The 18,968-nt window shown below is 39.4% G+C and carries 20 protein-coding genes; 12 read left to right on the top strand and 8 right to left on the bottom strand.

Going from position 1 to position 18,968, the window contains the following annotated elements; genetic code table 11:
* Positions 1-16 precede the first annotated feature (16 nt).
* Complete coding sequence (fdhD, locus tag A6754_RS02030) at positions 17-784, bottom strand: formate dehydrogenase accessory sulfurtransferase FdhD (RefSeq protein ID WP_066442197.1); 768 nt, start codon at positions 782-784, stop codon at positions 17-19.
* 330 nt (positions 785-1,114) lie between these two features.
* Between fdhD and pdxK the strand changes: the two genes are divergently transcribed.
* The 4 genes from pdxK to bshB2 all read left to right on the top strand — a co-directional run bounded on the left by pdxK (position 1,115) and on the right by bshB2 (position 3,584).
* Positions 1,115-1,933, top strand: a complete 819-nt coding sequence (pdxK, locus tag A6754_RS02025; RefSeq protein WP_066442195.1) for a pyridoxine/pyridoxal/pyridoxamine kinase — start codon at positions 1,115-1,117, stop codon at positions 1,931-1,933.
* A gap of 362 nt (positions 1,934-2,295) precedes the next feature.
* Positions 2,296-2,418 (top strand): hypothetical protein, encoded by a 123-nt coding sequence (locus A6754_RS23105; protein ID WP_257297383.1) that lies wholly within the window; start codon positions 2,296-2,298, stop codon positions 2,416-2,418.
* A 111-nt stretch (positions 2,419-2,529) separates the two neighbouring features.
* Complete coding sequence (locus A6754_RS02020; protein ID WP_066451278.1) at positions 2,530-2,877, top strand: YojF family protein; 348 nt, start codon at positions 2,530-2,532, stop codon at positions 2,875-2,877.
* 41 nt (positions 2,878-2,918) lie between these two features.
* Complete coding sequence (gene bshB2, locus A6754_RS02015) at positions 2,919-3,584, top strand: bacillithiol biosynthesis deacetylase BshB2 (RefSeq protein WP_066442193.1); 666 nt, start codon at positions 2,919-2,921, stop codon at positions 3,582-3,584.
* A 102-nt stretch (positions 3,585-3,686) separates the two neighbouring features.
* On the opposite strand, the gene A6754_RS02010 is transcribed toward bshB2, so the two are convergent.
* The 4 genes from A6754_RS02010 to A6754_RS01995 all read right to left on the bottom strand — a co-directional run bounded on the left by A6754_RS02010 (position 3,687) and on the right by A6754_RS01995 (position 6,793).
* On the bottom strand, positions 3,687-4,145 hold the full coding sequence (locus A6754_RS02010; protein ID WP_066442191.1) for an SRPBCC family protein: 459 nt from the start codon (positions 4,143-4,145) through the stop codon (positions 3,687-3,689).
* Positions 4,146-4,217: 72 nt separating this feature from the next.
* Entirely contained in the window at positions 4,218-5,276 is a 1,059-nt protein-coding gene (locus A6754_RS02005; RefSeq protein ID WP_066442188.1) for a PQQ-dependent sugar dehydrogenase, read from the bottom strand.
* Positions 5,277-5,291: 15 nt separating this feature from the next.
* Positions 5,292-6,146, bottom strand: a complete 855-nt coding sequence (locus A6754_RS02000) for a Cof-type HAD-IIB family hydrolase (RefSeq protein WP_066442186.1) — start codon at positions 6,144-6,146, stop codon at positions 5,292-5,294.
* A gap of 455 nt (positions 6,147-6,601) precedes the next feature.
* Positions 6,602-6,793: a hypothetical protein gene (locus A6754_RS01995; protein WP_066442185.1), complete on the bottom strand. Its 192-nt coding sequence runs from the start codon at positions 6,791-6,793 to the stop codon at positions 6,602-6,604.
* A 176-nt stretch (positions 6,794-6,969) separates the two neighbouring features.
* Here A6754_RS01995 and A6754_RS01990 point away from each other — a divergent pair, with 176 nt between their 5' ends.
* The 8 genes from A6754_RS01990 to phoU all read left to right on the top strand — a co-directional run bounded on the left by A6754_RS01990 (position 6,970) and on the right by phoU (position 15,626).
* A complete protein-coding gene (locus tag A6754_RS01990) occupies positions 6,970-7,749 on the top strand; it encodes a MerR family transcriptional regulator (RefSeq protein ID WP_066442182.1) in 780 nt (259 codons plus the stop codon).
* On the top strand, positions 7,736-9,490 hold the full coding sequence (locus A6754_RS01985; protein ID WP_066442181.1) for an ABC transporter ATP-binding protein: 1,755 nt from the start codon (positions 7,736-7,738) through the stop codon (positions 9,488-9,490). Before A6754_RS01990 ends, A6754_RS01985 begins: the two co-directional genes overlap by 14 nt.
* 308 nt (positions 9,491-9,798) lie before the next feature.
* On the top strand, positions 9,799-11,073 hold the full coding sequence (locus A6754_RS01980) for a YjiH family protein (RefSeq protein WP_082851793.1): 1,275 nt from the start codon (positions 9,799-9,801) through the stop codon (positions 11,071-11,073).
* A 433-nt stretch (positions 11,074-11,506) separates the two neighbouring features.
* Positions 11,507-12,349 (top strand): phosphate ABC transporter substrate-binding protein, encoded by an 843-nt coding sequence (locus A6754_RS01975; RefSeq protein WP_066442178.1) that lies wholly within the window; start codon positions 11,507-11,509, stop codon positions 12,347-12,349.
* A 48-nt stretch (positions 12,350-12,397) separates the two neighbouring features.
* Positions 12,398-13,312: a phosphate ABC transporter permease subunit PstC gene (pstC, locus tag A6754_RS01970; protein WP_066442175.1), complete on the top strand. Its 915-nt coding sequence runs from the start codon at positions 12,398-12,400 to the stop codon at positions 13,310-13,312.
* 1 nt (position 13,313) lies between these two features.
* Positions 13,314-14,138 (top strand): phosphate ABC transporter permease PstA, encoded by an 825-nt coding sequence (pstA, locus tag A6754_RS01965; RefSeq protein WP_066442173.1) that lies wholly within the window; start codon positions 13,314-13,316, stop codon positions 14,136-14,138.
* Between the two features lie 14 nt (positions 14,139-14,152).
* Complete coding sequence (gene pstB / locus A6754_RS01960) at positions 14,153-14,950, top strand: phosphate ABC transporter ATP-binding protein PstB (RefSeq protein ID WP_082851581.1); 798 nt, start codon at positions 14,153-14,155, stop codon at positions 14,948-14,950.
* 16 nt (positions 14,951-14,966) lie between these two features.
* Positions 14,967-15,626, top strand: a complete 660-nt coding sequence (gene phoU / locus A6754_RS01955) for a phosphate signaling complex protein PhoU (RefSeq protein WP_066442170.1) — start codon at positions 14,967-14,969, stop codon at positions 15,624-15,626.
* A gap of 53 nt (positions 15,627-15,679) precedes the next feature.
* On the opposite strand, the gene A6754_RS01950 is transcribed toward phoU, so the two are convergent.
* From A6754_RS01950 to A6754_RS01940, 3 genes are all read right to left on the bottom strand, one after another.
* Positions 15,680-16,144, bottom strand: a complete 465-nt coding sequence (locus A6754_RS01950; RefSeq protein WP_066442168.1) for a hypothetical protein — start codon at positions 16,142-16,144, stop codon at positions 15,680-15,682.
* Between the two features lie 569 nt (positions 16,145-16,713).
* Positions 16,714-17,193, bottom strand: coding sequence for a Cys-tRNA(Pro) deacylase (gene ybaK / locus A6754_RS01945; protein WP_066442167.1), 480 nt, complete (start codon positions 17,191-17,193; stop codon positions 16,714-16,716).
* 74 nt (positions 17,194-17,267) lie between these two features.
* Positions 17,268-18,926 carry a glycoside hydrolase family 13 protein gene (locus tag A6754_RS01940; protein WP_066442164.1) on the bottom strand — a complete coding sequence of 553 codons (1,659 nt, stop codon included), beginning with the start codon at positions 18,924-18,926 and terminating at the stop codon, positions 17,268-17,270.
* Between the last annotated feature and the right edge of the window lie 42 nt (positions 18,927-18,968).

The raw sequence follows: 18,968 nt of genomic DNA, 5'->3' as shown, positions 1-18,968 counted from the left end.
AGCACCATCCACTTTTCTATTTTTCTCTAACACTTTCAAACGGCCGATTTTCTAGATCATTGATAACTCTGCCAGCAGAAGTGTATGGAATGGCCATTTTCCCTCGCAAATAACCAATTACTTCTATGTTTAGAAATTTGGCAAGCTGAACTGCCTGCTTTGTTGCTGCCGTTCTTGACCCGATCACAGGAAACCCGAATTTTGCTGCTTTAGAAAGCATTTCATAAGATACTCTTCCTGTTGTCAGGAGCAGCAAATTTGAAGGCTCTAATCTATTGCGCAACGCAAAACCAATCACTTTATCAACAGCATTATGCCTGCCAATATCTTCTCGCACTGTAATTTCTCCCGACACATGAACAATGCATGCCCCGTGCATACCGCCTGTCTTTAGATACAATGGGGAATTCTTTGCAAACTCACTTCTTTTTTTCAAAAGAAAACTCATTGTGAACGTTCTCATACTGTTAATCTTGGGAAACGCTTTCACATCTGTCATTGAGAAGAATGTGACCCCTCTTCCACAGCCAGCGGTGTAATGCTTTTTCTTTGTGAACATCCATTCAGGCTGAAAGTCATTATCCAGCTCTACATAAATTGTGTTGGAATCCTCCACAAATCGAAAGGTGCGAATGTCTTCTGCCTTTTCAATTAAGCCTTCAGAATACAAATATCCATAAGCCCAATCCTCTAAGTCCTCGTTCGTCAGCTGAAACACCGCAATCTCAAACCCATTAATAAGCAATGTAATAGGGAATTCTTCAGGACTGCCTTTGTAATTCATGGCTTTTCCCCCTTTTAAAAGCACACACAAGTTGTATATAGTTCTATCCTACACATCATCTCCAGAAGCAAATGTAACTTTTATCACTTTCGAAAGGAGAAAATGAAGATTATCGCCATAGGTCACAAAAAATTCATAATTTCTTCTTTAAATCGACAATTTTTTACGAAATATGTAAATGTTATAACTTGAAGATATATATGATCTAAAACAAAGCTATATATTTGCTTATTATGGTTTGTCGTTTTTCCGAGAACTTACACTTTATTACGTTAATCGAAATTGATATACTGAAAAGAATGAAATGATATATTCAGGGAGGAAAGACAGATGACAATGAAAAAAGTATTAACAATAGCAGGTTCTGATACGAGCGGCGGTGCAGGAATCCAAGCTGATATTAAAACCTTCCAAGAGCATGGCGTATATGGGATGACTGCTCTGACAACAATCGTTACAATGGATCCTAAAAACGACTGGCACCATAACGTCTTCCCTATCGATATAGAAACACTTCAAACACAATTAGAAACCATTCTTTCTGTTGGCGTAGACGCGATGAAAACGGGAATGCTTGGTTCGGTAGATATCATCAAGCTTGCTGCTAAAACAATTACTGAAAATGATATTAAGCATGTTGTAATTGATCCTGTTATGGTCTGCAAGGGAGAAGATGAAGTCCTTCACCCTGAAACAGCAGATGCATTGAGAGAGATATTAACGCCGCTTGCAACAGTAGTTACACCTAACCTTTTCGAGGCATCTCAGCTTGCTAAAACAGCTCCGCTTAAAACGATTGAAGATATGAAAGAAGCAGCTGTTAAAATCCATGAGCTTGGACCGAAATACGTTTTAATCAAAGGCGGCAGCAAGCTTCAGCATGAAAAAGCAGTTGATGTTTTGTATGATGGCTCTGATTTCACAGTACTTGAAGGTGAAAGAATTCAGACAACCTATACACATGGAGCAGGATGCACTTATTCATCTGCCATTACAGCTCAGCTTGCAAAAGGAAAATCAGTTATTGAAGCTGTTACTGCTGCTAAAGAATTTATTTCAGATGCCATTAATCATGGTTTTAAACTGAATGAATATGTAGGACCGACTAGACAAGGTGCTAGCCGACATTTAAAAGCAGAAGAAAAATAAGCTAATTGAAACAGAGCCGGAGACGGTTCTGTTTTTTTAAGCTTTTTTCTGAGCGATTATTGTCCTTTGTAATCACTGTAAGAGCTGATTTTTTGATGAAGGAACCAGTGAAATAAGCGGAGATTTTACCCTTATTTCTAAAATTGAGCTATTTTGGGGCAAAATAAGCGGAGATTTTCCGGTTATCTTGAATAAAATCGCCCATTTACATGTTTTTCGGTCTGTTAGAGGGAATTTCTCCGTTTATTTAAGCCTATTTTTGGTGATTTTACGATTTAAGCGGAATTTCTCCCCTTATTTATGAGAGTTCTCATTTTGCGTTTTTGGAAGGCGATTTAGTCCCAGACTATCAGAAGGTATATATGAACAGCTCAGAAGAAGACTCAACACAGTGGCTCATTTTAAGATTGCAGCATAAAAGCTACTCAGCCTCTGTCTGGGTCCTAATAGGACTTGCCAATCGGCAAGTTTTCTTTATTCCTTAATCTCATTTTTAGCTTTTCCTCGGATTTTTTAGTAAAATAGGGTTTGATTTACTCAAGGTAACAACACTTTATATAGATATGAATCTTTATGATAAGGGGGTGTAGCAGATGATGGAACCAGTGATAACCCAAGATGTGCAAACAGAGCTGGACCGACATGCGAAAAAGCCGGTTTATATTCATCTTGAAACAACCAATGGAGCGTATGCTTCCCATTTTGATGAAACGTTCTTTTCATCAGGAGCATATATACGAAATGCACAGCTTGAATATGAGCATGGAAAGATAACAGGCAACGGGCCTTTTCGAGTAGGGCTGAAGACAGCGATTGGGTGGGTATATGCGGAAGGAATCACTCATTTTGAAAAAGATGGAACTGGGAGACTTTTGCTTGCCGGCCATGACTTCAGCGGAAAACTTGCTGTTGCCCTGCAAATAAGCGAGACACCTTTTGAATAGATGAAAATAAATTATATTGGAAACGAAAGGAGGAGCTTATCGTGGAAAAAGAAAGACATGTTTTAGTTATTTTTCCTCATCCTGACGATGAGGCATTTGGTGTTTCCGGAACGATTGCGACTCATGTACAAAACGGCACTCCTGTTACATATGCCTGTCTGACATTAGGAGAAATGGGACGCAATATGGGGAATCCTCCATTTGCTAACCGAGAAACATTATCAAAAATCCGCAAAAAAGAGCTCCAGGATGCTGCGGAAGTAATGGGCATTCAGGACTTACGCATGCTTGGATACCGCGACAAGACCATCGAGTTCGAAGATGATGATAAGCTTACAAATGAACTTGCTGCAATTATCGATGAAGTTCAACCGTCCTTAATCATTACCTTTTATCCTGGCTATTCTGTTCACCCAGATCATGATGCAACAGGGGCTGCAGTTGTCAGAGCTGTGAGAAATATGCCGGCAAACGATAGACCAAAGCTGCAATGTGTTGCCTTTTCGCGTAATTGTGAAGAGGAAATTGGGCAGGCTGATATCGTTAATGAGGTTAGTGCTGTCGCACATATTAAAATTGCTGCAATCAAAGCACATCTTTCTCAAACACAGCTAATGGCAAAGGAAATGGAAGAACAGCTGAAAAAGCAAGATCCGCAAGTGATGGCAAGAGTTCATAATGAAAGATTCTGGACTTATCCGCTTTAACGGAACAACTAAAGATGGTGAAGACCATAAGAATGACCATCTTATAACAACAAGAAACCCGAACCACTAGTGCTGATGGTTCGGGTTTCTTATTAATCAAATTTACTCTTCTTCTTTTTCACTCTTGTCCTGCTCAAACATTTCTTTTAAGTAGACAAGCTGATTGCCGTCTTCCCGTTTGATCATTTTTACTAAGATAGGCTTTGTTAATCTCATTTTTAATCCTGTTGTCGTAATTGTAGCCTCAAGGTCAACTTGAGTACCTTCTTCGACGGGATGAAAATGGTATTGATATTCCGTAATCAGGCCGTTTGAATTGGTTTTTGTAGCGAAAGACCGGTTCTCTGTATACTCCGTCATTTCGACCTCTGCCTGAATATTTCTTCCGCTAATTAGCCTTGTTTCTAAAAATATGGTGCCAGCTTTAAGCGGCCCCTCCGTCTGTTTCTCCATTTTCACTACATTTGGCATGAGCTCGTGCACATTTTCCATGCTCACGACATAATGAAATACTTCTTCTACCGGCTTATGAATAACTACGCTAGAACGAAAATCTGCCATCTATCTGCACCTCAATTAGTCTCAGTATTATATGCTTAGTATATAACAAAATACTGATCTTTTCATAAAACGTTATAGAGGGACACTGTATAGCTGGTCATCGTTTTCACCTGGTGTGCCGCGGCCGTCTGTATTATTGCTGATAAAGTAGAGCTGTCCGTTAATAATATACACATCGCGAATTCTGCCAAGGTTGGAAATCTGTTCATCATTTTCGCCCGTTTCCAGATCAAAACGCAATACGGCTTCTCCCCTTAATCCAGCAACGAATAGCTGATTTTCATAGTATGCCATCCCTGACGGTGCCCATGTCTGGTTATCACCAGAAGTGAAAATTGGAGATTCCATTCCATCCTTGCTTTCATTCCCTGTTATTTCCGGCCAGCCGTAATTTGAGCCAGCTGTGATCCTATTGATCTCATCATTCGCAGATGGACCGTGTTCACTTGCATACATCGTACCGTCCTCTGCCCATGTGAGCCCTTGCGGATTCCGATGGCCATAACTGTATACATACGAGTCTTTAAAAGGATTATCATCCGGGATTGAACCATCTAAATTTACCCTTAAAATTTTCCCTGCCAGTGAATTTAGATCTTGTGCCAGTTCTGGATTGGAAGCATCTCCTGTAGTAGCGTATAGCTTTTCATCCGGACCAAACGCAAGCCTCCCGCCATGATGAAAACTGCCGCTTGGTATTCCATCTATAAGTACCTTCGTTTCACTCCATTGGTCATTTTGGAGCTCCAGAACGGCGATCGCGTTAAATGGCTGCCCATCTTCTTCATATGTGTAATACGCATACGCCTCATTTGTTTCATTAAAATCAGGTACAAGCACAAAACCGAGCAGACCTGCTTCTGCAGCAGAAGAAAGCGGTCTTTGCAGTTCAACAGATTGCCGAATGCTTTCTCCATTTTCCACTTTTGTAATTGTGCCTGTTCGTTCAGACAAGTAAAAATCACCATCTAGATGGTTAATTTGCCAAGGTGTGTTCAGCTTTGCTGCTAAAGATTCCTCATTCTCTACTGTTGCAGTTGTGACTTCCTGATCTTCCTGCTGCCTGTTATTTTCATCAGTACATCCAGCCAGAATCAATAGTATAGAAACAAGTGCAGCTGCTTTTTTCATCCCATCACCTCTTGTTTATAATACTTCTAGAATCGCCTTTCCTACACCGCTCTCTTCATTTGTGAGGGTCACCATGTGGCATTGCGACTTAATGTAATCATCTGCATTGCCCATAGCAACCGCTCTTCCTACAACGTTAAACATCGAAAGGTCATTATAATTATCGCCAAGTGCCATCGTTTCTTCTAAAGAAATCCCTTTTTCTCTGACAAACGCTTCTAGCGCAACACCCTTTTGTGCACTTTTGCTCGTAAGCTCCAAGTTCCCATGCCCGGATGAACTGATGATTAAACCTTCGAAGTCCTGCAATGCTTCCTTCGCTTCTTCCATACGCTCTGGATCAAACGTAAAGGCTAAAAGCTTATATATTTGATGATCTTCACTTTCAAAAAGGACATCATAGCTGTCCACTTTATGTACGAGGCCTTTTTCAAACCTTTCTTCAGCCGCTTTCAAAACCTTTTTAACATCTGCTTCCTCATTGCCGCTAAGAAAAATGTCGGCCATAATGGTAATGCCTCTTTTTTCATCTACTGTATATGTACCTTGATTGGTGTATACCTCATAATAAACTTCCAGTTCTGTTAAAGCCTTTGCTGTGCGCGTAGCCAATTCTTTATCAAGCGGGCTGTTAGACACAATTTCCCCTTGTGCTGAACGGACTTCTGCTCCATTTGCACAAATGATCGGACACTCTAATCCTGCCTCCTCTAAGACAAAGATCGCTTCCTGATAGGATCTGCCTGTAGCTACAACCACTTCTATTCCCTTTTCCTGCGCTTTTTTTATCGCTGCAATATTTTCATCAGTGATCGTTTGAGTTGCGGTTAATAATGTACCATCCATATCACTTGCAATACACTTAATCATCCAATTCACCTCATAATTTAGTAACCTGTTATCTTGTCATTTTATCATGTTCCTGACATGAACCAAAATAATACACAAAGCATGAATCATATTCTATCTGTATAGTTTTAACTATATTTCTAAAAAACATAAGGCTTCCATTAGCAAAAATAGCTTACCAATAACAAGAATATTCATAGTTATGGTTTGCGAGTTTACACAAGCCCGTTCTTTGCGCTGCGGACCCTCGCTTTCCGTGGGGAGGAAGCTGAGCCTCCTCGTCGCTGGCGCTCCTGCGGGGTCTCACCCTTTCCTCTATTGCCCACAGGAGTCGAGGGTCCTCCGCTCCATTTCACTCATGTTAAAAAAAGATAAATTTTTAAAATAACAAATAAAAAACCGAATGTTTAGAAAGAAAAACTTCCTAAGCATTCAGTTCTATTGTAGTGTGTTCCAACTCATTTACTGATGGAGACTTAAAATCCGCCTCCGCCATTATTATTATCTTTTATTTGGTCCATATATGATTCTGCATAAGCTCGTTCTGATGGTGACACATGTTTTGCATTTTCTTCAGGATCATAGTTGGTAAGACCCTTTCTCTTAGCTGCCCAGTCTACTAAAAAACCGATTCCAAGTAATGCTGCACATAGGATTAATATCCACATTTATATCACCCCTCTTTATCATACCAGATTTTTACCATTGCTGCCATTTTTATTCTTTTTTTTGCTATACACTAATCATATACGAAAAGAACAGCAAATATTTTTATATAACGCTTGATTCGTACGTTACGTGAGGTTTTATGATAAAGACAGAAAGAATTTCAGGAGGGATATAAATGAGCGAAACATACTCAATTGGCCAATTTTCAAAAAAGACAGGAACGACCATTCGTACATTGCATTATTATGATGAACTTGAACTGCTTAAGCCATCCATCATTACAGAATCGGGACGCCGATATTATGCAGATGAAAATATCGTTCAGCTTCAGAAAATAATATCGTTAAAATTTCTAGGATATTCTTTAGAAGATATAAAAGAATTTTTGCATTTAAACGACTGGAATTTAATGGACTCCCTTCTTTTTCAAAAGGACGAAATGCTGAAGAAGAAGGCTCATATTGAAAGGGTTATCCGCGCATTAGATCAAGCCATTGATATTACAGAGTCACAAGGACAAGTAGATTCCTCCATTTTTCTTATGATCATTCAAAATATTCAAATGGAAGAAGAATTTAAAGATTGGCTAAAAAGCTTATTGCCAAGTGATCGTGTAGAAGAAATTTACAATATTTCTGATGAAAAACAGCGCGAGCTGAATAGAACTATGACTACAACTTGTATACAGCTTAAAGAAGCCGCTGGAAGTAAACCAGAGGACCCAGCTGTTCAAGAGCTTGTCGGTCAGTTATTCATGATGACAGCAGAATTATTAGGCGGAGAAGATGTTCTATTTCAAGAGATTATTGAGAATGAGCAGATATCAGAAGAAGACCTTGATAATGATCCGCTTTCCCTTGCTTCACCATTCTCAAAGGAGGAAGAGGAATGGCTGGCTAAAGCGATGGAAATCTATTTACTGAATAGAGGGGCTGATGAGTATGACAGCGAATAAGGCCGAAGTTTCCGCCTCTGTTGGAGGCTGGAAATCCTTCTGGCAGTTAATTAAAATGTCCAATCCGCCGAAATGGCTCTTCATCATAGCCATTTTGTTAAGTCTTGTTGAGACGGCTGCTGGTTTGGTTGTACCCCTTTTAACTAAATCACTTGTTGACCAGATGGCAGCTTCTGCACTTGAAGCTTCACTTATTGTCTTTTTTGCAGCAGCGTTTATTCTACAGACCATTTCCTCAGGATTTTCTTATTATTTTATGACATATATGGGAGAAAAGATTGTCGCTTCCCTAAGACAGCGGCTTTGGCGGCATGTGTTAACCTTGCCGATCCCTTATTTTGACCAGCATGAATCCGGAGAAACCATGAGCAGGATTACACAAGATACGAATATTGTGAAAGCATTGATTACTCAGCATTTAGTCACCTTTATTACAGGGTTAATTTCCATCATTGGAGCCATTATTATTTTGCTTGTAATCGATTGGAAAATGACGTTAATTATGCTGATATCTGTTCCTATTTCCGTCCTGATCATTCTGCCATTAGGACAAAAAATTTATAAAATCTCTCTTTCTACACAAGATGAAATGGCTCATTTCTCGGGAAATTTAGGCAGGGTTTTAGCAGATATTCGCCTTGTTAAAGCCTATCATGCTGAAAAAACTGAAATTGAACGCGGTGAAAAGGGAATTACTCATCTCTTTCAGTTCGGGTTAAAAGAAGCTAAAATTCAAGCCATTGTTTCTCCTTTTATGACACTGATTATGATGCTCGTTCTTGTTATTCTCATTGGATATGGAGGCGTAAAAGTCGCAGCAGGCACTCTCTCAGCAGGCGCACTAGTTGCCATCATTATTTATCTGTTTCAGATTATCGTTCCATTCACACAAATGGCTTCTTTTTTTACAGCCTATCAGAAAGCACTTGGAGCGACTGAAAGAATACAGGAAATGCTCGAACTTAACAGTGAAGCTTCTGGTTTGGCAGTGCCTGAAAATAGCAGCACTCAAAATATTTCCTTTCATCAGCTTGTTTTTTCCTATGGAGACAAACCAGTTATACAAAATATAAATCTCCAGGTTCCATCTGGTAAAACAACCGCCTTTGTTGGACCAAGCGGCAGCGGGAAGACTACCCTTTTTGCCTTGCTTGAACGCTTCTACTCCCCATCAGACGGAGCCATCTTCCTGGGGGATCAGAATATAGATGAATTTGATCTTCACAATTGGCGCAGTCAAATTGCCTATGTATCTCAGGAAAGCCCGCTTATGTCCGGTTCAATTCGTGATAATATCTGCTACGGTTTGGATCGTCCTGTTTCAGATGATGAATTGCTTCAGGCTGCAAAGGTAGCCAATGCAGCTGAGTTCATTGAAAACCTGCCAGATCAATATGAAACAGAGGTAGGTGAACGAGGAATAAAATTATCTGGCGGACAGCGTCAAAGAATCGCGATTGCAAGAGCAGTCATTCGCGATCCAAAAATTTTATTATTAGATGAAGCTACTTCTAACCTGGACAGCGCATCTGAACAGCTTGTACAGGAAGCTCTTCAGCAGCTGATGAAAAATCGAACAACACTAGTAATAGCCCACAGACTCTCGACCGTTTTTGATGCTGATCAAATTGTCGTGCTAGAAAAAGGCAGCATTACAGGAATCGGTACACATATGGAACTGTTTGAAACTCATGAGTTGTATAAAAAGCTTGCAAAGCAGCAGTTAAAAACAGAAGCATAGCATGAAACTAAAACAGACTCCCAAAAAGGGGGCCTGTTTTTTTAATGCCTTATTAATGAAGTTCCAATTTCTACTTTAAAAAAGGTTTAAAAAAGACAGCAATGGTGGAATTTAGGTAGAGGGTAAGCAAATAGTAAAGCAAATACATAAAAGAGTTGGCAATCTTATTAAAATGTATTAAAATTAGTTTTTGCTTATAAATATTAATAGAAAAGGTGAATGAATTGCAGCAAACAACAGAGAAGAAATATGCATCCGCTGATCTAATAAAATTCATCATCCCTTCCCTCATTGGGATTGGTTTTTTTATGGTGCCTATTTCTTATGACGGGGAAATTACGATCCCAATCGCCATTCTATCTAATTTCGTACAGGATATACTCGCAGGATATATCCCTGCGATCATGACGGTTTTGATCATCATTACATTAATCGGCACACTTGCGGCTAAGTGGGTAAAGCCGGCTTTTATACAAAACAGTTCATTTTTTACAAACTTATTTGATGTTAGCTATATATGGGTAATTGCCCGGGTAATCGGCAGCTTATTTGCCATTGCAGCATTGTTTAAATTAGGTCCGGAAGCAGTTTGGTCTGAAAATACGGGCGGATTGCTGCTGTATGACCTGCTCCCGGTTTTATTTGCGGTCTTTTTATTTGCAGGTTTATTTTTACCACTGCTGCTGAATTTCGGTCTGCTGGAATTCTTCGGTACACTATTAGCGAAGTTTATGCGTCCTGTCTTTAAACTTCCTGGACGTTCTTCCATCGATTGTGTTGCTTCATGGCTTGGCGATGGGACCATTGGTGTTTTATTAACAAGCAAGCAATATGAAGAAGGCTTCTACACAAAAAGAGAAGCTGCGATCATCGGTACAACTTTTTCTGTCGTATCTATTACATTCTCTTTAGTTGTCATCTCACAGGTTGGTCTTGGCAGCATGTTTGTCCCCTTTTATATCACCATCTTAATTGCAGGACTGGCCGCTGCTTTAATTAGCCCGAGAATCCCGCCTTTATCACGTAAACCTGATACGTATTATAATGGTGAAGCTAGTAAGACTGATGAAAGTATTCCAGAAGGGTATACCCCTTTTAGCTGGGGAGTTACAAAAGCTGTGGCTAAAGCAAGAACTCATACTGGAGTGGCAGCATTTTTTAAGGATGGAGCAAAGAATATTCTCGATATGTGGATGGGTGTAGCCCCTATTGTCATGGCACTTGGAACACTCGCCTTAATTGTTGCGGAATACACACCTGTTTTTCAAATTCTTGGAATGCCGTTTATTCCTCTATTGGAATTGATGCAGATCCCAGAAGCAAAAGCCGCTTCAGAAACCTTGGTTGTCGGTTTTGCTGACATGTTCTTGCCATCTGTAATCGGTTCTGGTATTGAAAGTGAAATGACACGATTTGTTGTAGCGAGTGTATCTGTTACACAATTGATATACATGTCAGAAGTGGGCGGCTTGCTGCTTGGCAGTAAGATTCCTGTTACATTCCTTGAACTAGTCATTATTTTTATTCAACGAACCCTTATTACATTGCCGATCATTGTGATTGCGGCTCACATTATTTTTTAATACCACTACATACCCGCCGTTATGGCGGGTATTTCTATTTCCTCCAGATTCCCACCCTTCCAAATTTACAATATATTTACAAAAAATTAATAATCACGGTAAGTTCGATTTTTCCAATCATTCATTATTTCAAGCTTCTAATCGGAAACAGAAAAGGTTTTGTAAATATTTTTACGTTAAATTTACATTATATTAATAATAAATTTACACTGAATGTTTATAGTCATTAAGCGTAGATTAAAAAGAAAAAAGCAATTTAAATGGGTATTCGAAAACAAAAAAGTCAGAAAACTGTTTCACCTTTTTAATAGAGCTGGCTTCTCATCATCTTTACTAATCTTGTCCATATCACAGGATATACAGCGCCAGCAAAATTTGTATTTTTATGTAAAACAGGTAGGTACCACGAAATGTATAACTCTGGAGGTATTTCATGAACTTTAAGAAAAAACTCATGACAGGAATTGCTTCGCTTAGTCTCATACTTGTCATTTCCGGCTGCAGTCAAGATAACACGGAAGCTGAGCCTTCATCAGGCAATCAATATACGCTTGCGATTTCTGGATCTACATCTGTTGGGCCACTAGCGGAAAAGCTCGCTGAGAAGTTCGAAGGTAAAAATGCTGAAGTCAATATCGAAGTCAATCAGATTGGCTCTTCTGCAGGTATAACAAACTCTCTGAGCGGTGTTTCTGAAATTGGCATGTCCTCTCGCGATTTAAAGGAGGAAGAAAAGCAGGAGGGATTGGCAGAAACCATCATTGCTTATGATGGTATTGTCGTTGTCACGCATCCTACCAATAAGGTTCAAGATCTAACACTTGATCAAGTCAAACAAATATTCACTGGAGAAGTCACAAATTGGAAGGAACTAGGCGGGGATGACATGGAGATTGTCGTTGTCTCTCGTGAGGATGGTTCAGGTTCTCGCGATGCCTTCCAAGAAATTGTTGGATACTCATCAGGTGAACTTATTAGAAGCTCCATTGTAGCCAGCGGAAACGGAAATATTAAAACAACCGTTGCTATGAATAAGCATGCTGTAGGATTTATCTCATTTGAGTACATAGATGATACGATATCTACGGTTAAAATTAATGGAGTTCAAGCAACAGCAGAAAATGTTCTGCAGCAAAAATACCTGCTATCAAGACCATTTTTATTTGTTAACAAGCCAGAGAATTTAACTGAGTCAGGTCAAAAATTTATTGATTACATTTTAAGTCCTGAGGGACAGGAAATTGTGTCTGAGGCGGGAGCTATCAGAGTAAAATAATATCTTTTCAACATTATTTCAACACGAAAGACCTGGGAGGAAAATGGAATGCCAAATCATTCTAATGAGGAGTTAGTTTCTCAGATCGAGAGTTCAAATAAACGAAAATATTTCTTAGAGAAGTTGTCTGAAAAGGTCTTCCTATTTTGCTCACTTCTCTCTGTTATCAGCTTATTACTGATTATTGGTTTCGTCTTTTATAAAGGCACCCACCCCTTCTTCGCTGAAGGATATAGCTTTATTGAATTTATCTTTGGATTAGACTGGGTGCCAAGCGAGGACAAGTTTGGCATATTGCCAATGATTGTAGCTTCCATCTTCGCTACAATCGGCGCTTTAATTATTGGGGTGCCTATCGGGCTATTTACAGCCATATTTCTAGCTGAGATTGCCCCTAAGAGTATTGCCAGAATCATATCACCAGCTGTCCAGCTGCTGGCAGGGATCCCTTCAGTCTTATACGGTGTATTTGGACTAGCGATTATTGTACCTTTCTTACAAAATCATTTAGGCCTGGCTAAAGGGCAAAGCTTAATTGCCGTGATTCTTGTACTGGCAATCATGATGCTGCCAACCATTGTTACTGTTGCAGAAACATCTATTCGCGCAGTTCCAAAAACCTATAGAGAAGGCTCTCTTGCATTGGGAGCTTCACCGATCGGCACGATCTTCAAAGTAGTCGTACCCGCAGCAAAATCCGGAATTATGGCGGCTATTGTCTTAGGCTTAGGAAGAGCAATCGGTGAGACAATGGCTGTTATTCTCGTCGCAGGAAATAGCCTCGTACTCCCGACTAGCCTTACAGATAGCATACGCCCTTTAACAACGAATATTGCCTTGGAGATGGGCTATGCATTCGGAACACATCAGGAAATGCTATTTGCTACAGGGATTGTTCTATTCTCATTTATTTTAATATTAAACCTTGTTTTGGCTAAAATCGGATCAAAAGGTGGGAAATAGGTTGAGGAAAGCAAAGGATTATTTTTTCCAGAGTCTGCTTTGGCTATCAGCCATTATAACTATTGCAACACTTTGTATCATTGTAGGATTTATCTTCTATAAAGGCATTCATTTAATCAATCTGGATTTTATTTTTGGTGACTATTCTCCTTCTGGCGGAGGCGGTATTTTACCGATGATTGTTACCACCATTTATACAATCGTGATTTCGTTATTAATCGCGACTCCTATTGGAATATTAGCAGCTGTATATTTGCAGGAATATGCAAAACAAGGCAGGCTGATCAGAATTATCCGGTTTGCAACAGAAAGTTTAACAGGGATTCCATCCATTATCTACGGATTATTCGGAGCTGTATTTTTTGTTACTGTCCTGAAAATGGGTATGTCCATTATTGCCGCATCACTGACATTAACTATTATTGTACTTCCTGTTATTATCAGAACCACTGAGGAAGCATTAAAAACGGTTCCTCTTACCTATCGGGAAGGTTCACTTGCCCTGGGAACAACTAAGCTTCAAACCTTATATAAAGTTATTTTACCTAGCGCAATGCCTGGAATTCTTTCAGGAATTATCCTTTCAATCGGAAGGATTGTCGGAGAATCTGCCGCTATTTTTCTAACAGCAGGGACGGTAGCCGCAATGCCGGAGAACATTTTCTCTTCTGCAAGAACGTTAACGGTTCATTCATTTCTAGTGACACAGGAAGCTGGAGATATTGAACTGGCAGCAGCAGTAGGCATTGTTCTTATCGTGATTATTTTGATACTTAACCTTTCAGCCACTTTTATTTCCAAAAAGTTAAACAAGGCCGACTATTAGTGAGGTGCTAAATCATGAATACAACGAAGATGGATAGAAATAAAGGGAATGAGCAGCAAATACAGAATAAAATAAGCGTAAATGATTTAAACTTGTTTTACGGTGAAAAACAAGCCCTATTTAGTATCTCTATAGATATTCGGGAAAAAGGGGTAACGGCTCTTATCGGACCTTCTGGCTGCGGGAAATCAACTTTTCTCCGCACATTAAATCGTATGAATGACTTAATTGACGGTGTAAAAATCAGCGGTGACATTGTAATTGACAACGAAAACATTTATCGATCAAATGACGTAATCAAGCTGCGCACAAAGGTTGGTATGGTTTTCCAAAAACCAAACCTATTCCCGATGAGCATCTACGATAATGTTGCGTATGGACCGCGTATGCAAGGCATTAAAAGCAAGAAGGTCCTCAATCAACTAGTAGAGGATAGCCTGAAAAGCGCAGCTATATGGGATGAGGTAAAAGACCGTCTGAAGAGTTCTGCTCTTGGTCTGTCTGGCGGACAGCAGCAGCGCGTATGTATTGCCAGAGCGATCGCAATGAAGCCTGAAGTTATTTTAATGGACGAACCCACTTCAGCACTTGATCCTATTTCAACCTTAAAGGTTGAAGAGCTAATCGCCAATATGAAAAAAGATTATACAATCGTTATCGTAACGCACAATATGCAGCAGGCTGCACGTGTTTCTGATAAAACAGCTTTCTTTTTAAATGGCGAAATTATTGAATATGCTAACACAGAGACCATCTTCTCAATGCCAAAAGATCAAAGAACAGAAGATTATGTAACCGGCCGTTTCGGTTAATTCAGGAGTGATATGAATGGTTGTTCGTGAAAATTTTGAAAATAATCTGCAGGAACTTCAAAATAAAATGTCTGAAATGAATGCGCTGACGCTTGAAGCATTTGAGAATGCATTTACTGCATTTAAAACCCAAGATGTAGAGCTGGCTTTAAGAGTAATTGAAGAAGACAATGAAATTGATGTTTTGGAAACAGAGATTAACCAATTTATCGTATGGCTTATGGTAAAAGAACAGCCTGTTGCTCGTGATCTCAGAAGAATTATCGGTGCTTTAAAGATTTCCGCTGAGATTGAGAGGGTAGCTGATTTTGCAGTCAATATCGCAAAATCGACTATAAAAATCGGAAAAGCCAATTCACTTATTAAAGGAACAAAATTAGAGGAAATGAAAATAATCTCTATGGATATGCTGCAAAAAGCAGTTAGTTCATTTATTGATGAGAATATCCTCCTTGCTAAAGAAGTCGGTTCATTAGATGATCAGGTTGATGATTTTTATAGTGAAAACTACAAACAATTGACAATGTACTTGTCCAGCAGTGCTGCTGACACAAATCAAGCAGTTCAGTTATTATTTGTAAACCGTTACTTAGAACGTGCTGCAGATCATATTACAAATATAGCTGAAAGTGCTGCCTATCTAATCAAAGGTGAGATTTACGATTTGAACACATAATTAAAAGCCAAAAAATGCGGATTAGTGCATTTTTTGGCTTATTTTTTTAGAAATTAAAAACAGCGGAAGCTGCTGATTCTTCTTAAATCAGTTCCATAATATGTCCAGCGGTTTCTTCTCCAGCGCCAGCCAGCTACTGAAGTTCTGCCTACAAATGTTGGATAGAACCAGAAACTGTTACCATTATCAAGCCACACATATGTGAAACGGAAACGACATCCTCTAATTGCTCCAGGGTCTACTGCAAAAACAGATGGACCACCGCTGCTGCTGAATTGCTGCTGCTGCATTTGCGGTGTAAAGGATGGTGGTGGTGAAGATGGAGGTCCATCTTGGCCTCCGCCTCCGCTAAATCCAGGAGAGCCACCTTGGCCTGGTCCAAATCCCGGCGGCTGTGACGGGAACCCCGGTTGGAATCCTTGTGATGGGAATCCTGTCGGAAATCCTTGTGATGGGAATCCAGGAAAAATTCTCATTTGCTCTTCTTCGTACCCATATGGATATGGATTAAAATACATGATTCAATCTCCCCTCAAGACAGTCTATATTTGTGTTTATTCGAATTTTGTTCAGACTATATTATGCAATCTGGCTAAGGCGGGTGTTTGACCACTTTGATTTCTTGGAAACTGATGACTTGTTTCTGTATTGTAGTTTGGTCCTTATGCTTAGGGAAATCATTTTATGTGGGATGATTGGATTTGATAGGAAATCGGCGGGATTTGATAGGAAGTTTAATTATTTTGATAGGAAATCCTGAATGTTTGATGGGAATGTCCGCTTTTTTGATAGGAAAACCTGAATGTTTGAGGGAAAGCCCGCTTTTTTGAAAGGAAAGCCCAATTTTTGAATCCCAAATACTCTTAGATTGGTCAATTCATCGAAAAAACCAAGAAATTGATCGAAAATCTTTAAAAAATGATTGAATAATTCCAGGAAATGATCGAAAACCTTTGGGAAATGATCGATATCCCCTGCAAACCGGCCATCTCAATAATCCCCAAGCCAATTTCAGATACACACTATAAATCCCGCTCCTTCCCCTTTCTTCGCGGCACAACAAAAAGAGACAGATTCTCCCCGTCTCTTAGTTTGTTGTGATTTCTGCCAGCTTAGCAGAGATCGCTTTTATTAGTTTTTCTGTTTCTAATTCTATTTGAGCACCAATACGGCCGCCGCTGACGATAATTCTATGCAGATCGTCCGCCTCTTGCGCCAGGAAAGTTGGGTACAGCTTTTTCATGCCCAGTGGCGAGCAGCCGCCGCGTATATAACCAGTCAGCTTTTGGATATCGTTGACTGGCACCATTTCAATCTTCTTTTCTTCTGCTGCTTTCGCCGCTTTTTTTAGATCCAGTTCTTTTTCTACAGGTACTATAAAAACATATACACTATTGCTGGAGCCTTTTAGCACCAAGGTTTTATAAACCATTTCTGGATCTTTTTTTATTTTCTCAGCAACTGAGATTCCATCAATTTTCCCGTCATTTATTTCATATGAAATAAATTCATAGGGAACTTTGTGCGAATCCAGAAAGCGCATTGCGTTTGTTTTTCCTTTGGCCATTTTTAAACACCCTATGTCATTTTAAAACCATTATAACATTTTTCCCCAATTTATAGGAAAGAGGGAATCATAAGTTAGATTCGATATACACGTGCTTCGTATGGCTTTAAGGCAATTTTCTTCGTTGGTTCATGAAGAATGTCACGGTAATTGTGCAATAGTAACTTTTCTTGGTTCAGCGTAAAGTCAGAGGTGAATGTGGCTTCCTCCATGGATAAATTAGTGATGACCACAACCTGCTCTTTTTCGTAAGTTCTTGTGTACGCATAGATTTGTTCATCCTCTTCCAGAAGCAAATCATAAATGCCATACGTAAAGAGCTCATGATTTTTTTTCAGCTGAATCATTTTTTTATAAAATGATAGAACTGAATGTGGATCCTTCAGCTGTTCTTCCACGTTAATTTGAAGATAATTTGGGTTCACCTTCATCCAAGGCTGCGTATTTGTAAATCCAGCTTGATCCTGAGAGGACCATTGCATCGGAGTTCGGCTATTGTCGCGTGAAGATGCCCAAAGAATCTTCATAATTTCTTCATGAGGCACTCCTTCTTCACTTTTAAATCGATAAATATTCTTAGTTGCCACATCATCATAATCATCAATGGAAGGATAGTGCACATTCGTCATGCCGATTTCCTGCCCCTGATAAATAAATGGTGTTCCTTGCATAAGAAAATACATCGTTGCCATGGCCGTTGCACTTTCATACCAATATTTATCATCATTGCCCCATGTTGATACAATACGTGGCTTATCATGATTTTCAATAAAAAGGGCATTCCAGCCATCACTTTCAAGCCCTTTTTGCCATCTTGAGAGGACTTTTTTCAATTCTACAATATCAAGAACAGGATTCGTTTCAGCATCCCATAGCCCTAAATGCTCGAATTGAAAAATCATATCCATTTTTCCTTCTTTTTCACCAACCCATAGATCTGCTTCATCAACTGATACACCATTTGCTTCTCCAACAGTCATGACATCGTAGTTGGCATAGGTGCGCTCTTTAAACTCTTCTAAGAAAGGATGAATGCCTTCCTGATTCATATGCATATCAAAAGATGACACATATTGTTTCTTTTTCGGGTTAGGCATATCAGGAAATCCTGGACGTTTCTTTATGTGACTGATCGCATCAATTCTAAAGCCATCAATTCCTTTTTCCAGCCACCAATTTACTGCGTCATAAAGCGCATCCCGCACTTCTTCATTTTCCCAGTTTAAATCTGGCTGTTTTGTAGAGAAAACATGAAGATAATATTGATCTGTTGTTTCATCGTATTGCCATGCAGAGCCTCCAAAGATGCTTTCCCAGTTGTTTGGCTCTTTGCCTTTTTTGGCATCTCTCCAAATATACCAGTCACGCTTTGGATTATCCTTTGAAGACTTTGATTCAATAAACCATTCGTGTTCGTCACTTGAATGGTTTAAAACGAGGTCAAGAATCAGCTTCATTCCGCGTTTATGAACTTCTTTTAAAAGCTCATCAAAATCCGCCATTGTTCCAAAGTCTTCCATAATATCCTGATAATCCGAAATATCATATCCGTTATCATCGTTCGGTGATTTATACATTGGACAAATCCAAATGACATCTATTCCTAAATCTTTAATATAATCCAGCCGTTGTATGATCCCTTGAAGATCACCGATTCCATCACCATTTGAATCTTGAAAACTGCGGGGATAAATTTGGTACCCTATAGCTTCTTTCCACCATATTTTTTTCATATGAACCCCCCATTAAATAGAGTTTCTATCCGTATTTTTCCC

The organism is Cytobacillus gottheilii (assembly GCF_001636345.1).
Classification (GTDB): domain Bacteria; phylum Bacillota; class Bacilli; order Bacillales; family Cytobacillaceae; genus Cytobacillus; species Cytobacillus gottheilii.
This window is presented reverse-complemented; position numbering and strand designations above follow the sequence as displayed.

Excerpts from the sequence above, each read along its gene's own strand:
- A6754_RS02010 (WP_066442191.1), bottom strand. The coding sequence starts at position 4,145 with ATGGCAGATTTTCGTTCTAGCGTAGTTATTCATAAGCCGGTAGAAGAA.
- pstC (WP_066442175.1), top strand. The coding sequence starts at position 12,398 with ATGCCAAATCATTCTAATGAGGAGTTAGTTTCTCAGATCGAGAGTTCA.
- A6754_RS01985 (WP_066442181.1), top strand. The coding sequence starts at position 7,736 with ATGACAGCGAATAAGGCCGAAGTTTCCGCCTCTGTTGGAGGCTGGAAA.
- A6754_RS01950 (WP_066442168.1), bottom strand. The coding sequence starts at position 16,144 with ATGTATTTTAATCCATATCCATATGGGTACGAAGAAGAGCAAATGAGA.
- A6754_RS01975 (WP_066442178.1), top strand. The coding sequence starts at position 11,507 with ATGAACTTTAAGAAAAAACTCATGACAGGAATTGCTTCGCTTAGTCTC.
- A6754_RS01995 (WP_066442185.1), bottom strand. The coding sequence starts at position 6,793 with ATGTGGATATTAATCCTATGTGCAGCATTACTTGGAATCGGTTTTTTA.
- A6754_RS01980 (WP_082851793.1), top strand. The coding sequence starts at position 9,799 with ATGGTGCCTATTTCTTATGACGGGGAAATTACGATCCCAATCGCCATT.
- A6754_RS01990 (WP_066442182.1), top strand. The coding sequence starts at position 6,970 with ATGAGCGAAACATACTCAATTGGCCAATTTTCAAAAAAGACAGGAACG.
- ybaK (WP_066442167.1), bottom strand. The coding sequence starts at position 17,193 with ATGGCCAAAGGAAAAACAAACGCAATGCGCTTTCTGGATTCGCACAAA.
- A6754_RS02005 (WP_066442188.1), bottom strand. The coding sequence starts at position 5,276 with ATGAAAAAAGCAGCTGCACTTGTTTCTATACTATTGATTCTGGCTGGA.
- pstB (WP_082851581.1), top strand. The coding sequence starts at position 14,153 with ATGAATACAACGAAGATGGATAGAAATAAAGGGAATGAGCAGCAAATA.
- pdxK (WP_066442195.1), top strand. The coding sequence starts at position 1,115 with ATGACAATGAAAAAAGTATTAACAATAGCAGGTTCTGATACGAGCGGC.
- A6754_RS02020 (WP_066451278.1), top strand. The coding sequence starts at position 2,530 with ATGGAACCAGTGATAACCCAAGATGTGCAAACAGAGCTGGACCGACAT.
- A6754_RS02000 (WP_066442186.1), bottom strand. The coding sequence starts at position 6,146 with ATGATTAAGTGTATTGCAAGTGATATGGATGGTACATTATTAACCGCA.
- fdhD (WP_066442197.1), bottom strand. The coding sequence starts at position 784 with ATGAATTACAAAGGCAGTCCTGAAGAATTCCCTATTACATTGCTTATT.
- phoU (WP_066442170.1), top strand. The coding sequence starts at position 14,967 with ATGGTTGTTCGTGAAAATTTTGAAAATAATCTGCAGGAACTTCAAAAT.
- A6754_RS01940 (WP_066442164.1), bottom strand. The coding sequence starts at position 18,926 with ATGAAAAAAATATGGTGGAAAGAAGCTATAGGGTACCAAATTTATCCC.
- A6754_RS23105 (WP_257297383.1), top strand. The coding sequence starts at position 2,296 with ATGAACAGCTCAGAAGAAGACTCAACACAGTGGCTCATTTTAAGATTG.